General features: G+C 73.9%; 1 protein-coding gene. It reads right to left on the bottom strand.

Annotated features, from left to right (window positions below; all coding sequences use genetic code 11):
- On the bottom strand, positions 1 to 3,833 hold a 3,833-nt coding region (locus tag AB0E62_RS39820), incomplete at its 3' end, for an SDR family NAD(P)-dependent oxidoreductase (RefSeq protein ID WP_362205973.1).
- Between the last annotated feature and the right edge of the window lie 18 nt (positions 3,834 to 3,851).

Below are 3,851 nucleotides of genomic sequence, written 5' to 3'. Positions count from 1 at the left end.
GACGGCTGCGACCACCCCGTACGGTCCAGCACCGACGCATCCTCACCCCACATCACCCCCCGCACATCCGCACCCAACTCCGCGATCACAGCATCGAAAGCCTCCGCGAACACCGGGAACCGCGCATACAACCCACGCCCCATCCCCAGCCGCTGCGAACCCTGACCCGTGAACACAACCCCCAACCGACCATCACCGGCCACCACCTGGGTCACGACCGACCGCAGGTCCTCACGGCCCCGGCCGACGAGGACCGCCCGGTGGTCGAACCGCGACCGCAGCGTCAGCGAATAGGCAACGTCGACCGGACGCTCCGCCACCTCGGCCAGCCGTGCCACCTGGTCCCGGACCGCCGTTTCCGACCGGCCCGACACCACCCACGGCACCACGACGTCCACCGCCGCCGGCTCGACGGCCACGGTGACGGGGGCCTGCTCCAGGATGGTGTGGGCGTTGGTGCCGGAGATCCCGAACGACGACACCGCCGCCCGCCGCGGCCGGTCCACCGCCGGCCACGGCCTCGGCTCCGTCAGTACCGACACCGCGCCCGCGTCCCAGTCCACCCGGGACGACACTTCGCCGACGTGCAGCGTCTTCGGCAGCTCGGCGCTGCGCAGCGCGAGGACCATCTTGATGATGCCGGCGACACCCGCGGCCGCCTGCGTGTGTCCGATGTTCGACTTCACCGAACCCAGCAGCAGCGGCGTCTCACGGTCCTGGCCGTAGGTCGCCAAAAGAGCCTGTGCCTCGATCGGGTCACCGAGCGACGTGCCCGTGCCGTGGGCCTCCACGGCGTCCACTCCGGACGGCTCGAGACCGGCACTGGCCAGCGCGGCCCGGATCACCCGCTGTTGTGACGGTCCGTTCGGGGCGGTGAGGCCGTTCGACGCGCCGTCCTGGTTCACCGCCGAACCCCGCACCACGGCCAGGACTTCGTGCCCGTTGCGCACCGCGTCCGACAGCCGCTCGACCACGATCATGCCGATGCCCTCGGACCACCCGGTCCCGTCGGCGTCCTCGGCGAACGCCTTGCACCGGCCGTCCGGCGCCAGTCCGCCCTGCCGGGAGAACTCCACGAACAGCCACGGCGTCGTCATCAGCGTCACGCCACCGACCAGCGCCAGCGAGCACTCGCCGCTGCGCAGCGCCTGCGTCGCCCAGTGCAGCGCCACCAGCGACGACGAGCACGCCGTGTCCACGGTGACCGCCGGGCCCTCGAAGCCTAGGGTGTAGGAGAGGCGGCCGGACAGCACGCTGGCGGCGAGGCCCGTGCCGGTGTGGCCCTGGCGGCCGGCCTCGGTGCCGGCGAGCACGTCGCCGTAGTCCTGGCCGTTCGTGCCGACGAACACACCCGAGGAGCTGCCGCGCAGCGACAGCGGGTCGATACCCGCGCGTTCCAGTGCCTCCCACGACGTCTCCAGCAGCAGCCGCTGCTGCGGGTCCATCGCCGCGGCCTCCCGCGGGGAGACCTCGAAGAAGTCCGCGTCGAAGCCCGCGATGTCGTGCAGGAAGCCACCCAGTTGGGTGGTGCTGCGGCCCGGTCGGTCGCCGGCGAGACCGTCCAGGTCCCAGCCGCGGTCCGTGGGGAACGGCCCGATCGCGTCGCTGCCCTCGGTCAGCAGCGCCCAGAGGGCGTCCGGCGAGTCGATGCCGTTCGGGAAGCGGCACGCCATGCCGACGATGGCGATCGGCTCGTCGGTGACGGCGGCGACCGGTCCCGTGCTGGTGGCACCCGGGCCGTCGAGCAGTTCGTCGAGCAGGAGTTCGACCACCCCGGCCGGGGTCGGGTGGTCGTAGAGCAGGGACGCGGGCAGGCGGAGCCCGGTCGCCGCGACCAGCCGGTTGCGCAGCTCGACGGAGGTCAGCGAGTCGAAGCCCAGCTTGCCGAACTCGCGGTCCAGCGTGATGTCACCGGGCAGTCTGTGCAGGACCGCTGCCACGGCACCACGCACCAGGTCCGTGACCCGTGCCAGGCGCTGAGCCTCGTCGAGGGCTTGCAGCTGCGCGGCGAGTCCGGACGCCGGAGCGGTGGAAGTCTCGGCGAAGCGGCGCGCCTCCGGCAGGGCCGACAGCAGGGGGCGGTGCGGCCGTGGCGTGAGCAGGGTGGCCAGCACGTCGGGGTGGCGCATGTCGAGCACGGTGAGCGTGGGGTCCGGTGCCGTGACGGCCTGCCCGAGCACCGTCAGGGCCAGGTGCGGGGCGAGCGCGGCGGCGCCGACGCCCGTCGCGCTGCCGCCCATGCCGTCCCCGGCCCACGCGCCCCACGCCAGCGAGGTGCCGGGCAGTCCTTGCGCGCGGCGACGCTGGGCGATGGCGTCGAGGACCGCGTTCGCCGCGGCGTAGTTCGCCTGGCCGGGGTTACCGACCGAACCGGCGGCCGAGGAGAACAGCGCGAACACCGACAGGTCGCGATCGCGGGTCAGCTCGTCCAGCACCAGCGCCGAGGCGACCTTGGCCCGGAACACCGTCTCGAACTGCTCGCCGCTCAGCCCGGTCAGCACACCGTCCGCGAGGACACCGGCCGCGTGGACGACGCCGGTCAACGGCTGGTCGGCGGGGATCGCCGCGAGGACGGCCGCCATGGCGTCCCGATCGGCCGTGTCCGCCGAGACGAGGTCCACCTCGACGCCGGCAGCGGTCAGTTCGTCGCGCAGCGCGGTGGCGCCCGGCGCCGTGTCGCCCCGGCGGCTCACCAGCACGAGACGCGCGACACCACGTTCCGCGAGCCAGCGGGCCACGCGCGCGCCGAGCGCACCGGTACCGCCGGTGATGAGCACGGTGCCGGTCGGGGTCCACTCCAGTGCGTCCCCGGCGGGCCCGGGTGCCATCCGTCGGCCCAGCGCGACGCCCCCGTTGCGGATGGCGACTTCTTCCTCACCGACGGGGTGCGCGAGCACGGCGGCGAAACGCGTGAGAGCGGCGTCGTCCGGCTCGGCGGGCAGGTCGATCACACCGCCCCAGCCGTCCGGGTGTTCGAGCGCGGCGACCCGGCCCAGCCCCCACACGCCGGCGCGCTCGGGGTGCTCGACGGCGTCACCGTCGACGGCGGCGACGGCGCCGCGCGTGACCGCCCACACAGGCGCCGTGATGCCGAGTCCGGTGAGAGTGCGGATCAGCGTCGCCGTGGCGACCGGTCCGGCCGGGTCCTCGGCCAGCAGGGACAGTACACCCGCGAAGCCCGCGCCCTCCGCGATGGACAGCCGCGCGGCGAGCACGTCGGCATCGGCGGTCACCGGCACGGTCACGTGGATCGCGCCCGGTCCGGCCGCGCCGGCCACGCGGCTCACCCAGGTCTCGTCGGCGCCCTCCGGCACGATCACGAGCCACGTGCCGCGCGGGGTGCCGGTGACGGCTCCGGTCAGCGGTGCCCACGTCTCGCGGTAGCGCACGGCGTCGAGGTCGCGTTCGGCCCGCCGGCGGCGGCGCCACGCGGCGAGCGCCGGCACCACGCCGGACAGTTCCTCGCCGGTGAGGCCGAGGCCGGCGGCCAGGCTGTCGAGGTCCTCGCTCTCGATGGCGTCCCAGAACTCGGCGTCCACCGGGTCGGTAACGACCGGCTCGCCGTCAGCCTGCTCGGGCCAGTAGCGGTGGTGCTGGAAGGCGTAGGTGGGAAGGTCCACGCGGGCGGCGTGCAGGGGCCCGAAGAAGGCCGCCCAGTCGACCGTCACACCGGCCGCGTGCAAGGCGCCGACCGCGGTGACGACCGACTCCTCCTCGGGTCGGTCCTTGCGCAGTACGGGAAGCGTGGTGACGTCCGCGCTCTCCTGGATCATCGCCGACAGCGTGCCGTCCGGCCCCAGCTCCAGGAACGTGCCCACACCACTGTCCACCATGTCCCGCACACCATCGGC

The sequence above is a fragment of the Streptomyces sp. NPDC038707 genome (genome assembly GCF_040636485.1).
Classification (GTDB): Bacteria; Actinomycetota; Actinomycetes; order Streptomycetales; family Streptomycetaceae; genus Streptomyces.
This window is presented reverse-complemented; position numbering and strand designations above follow the sequence as displayed.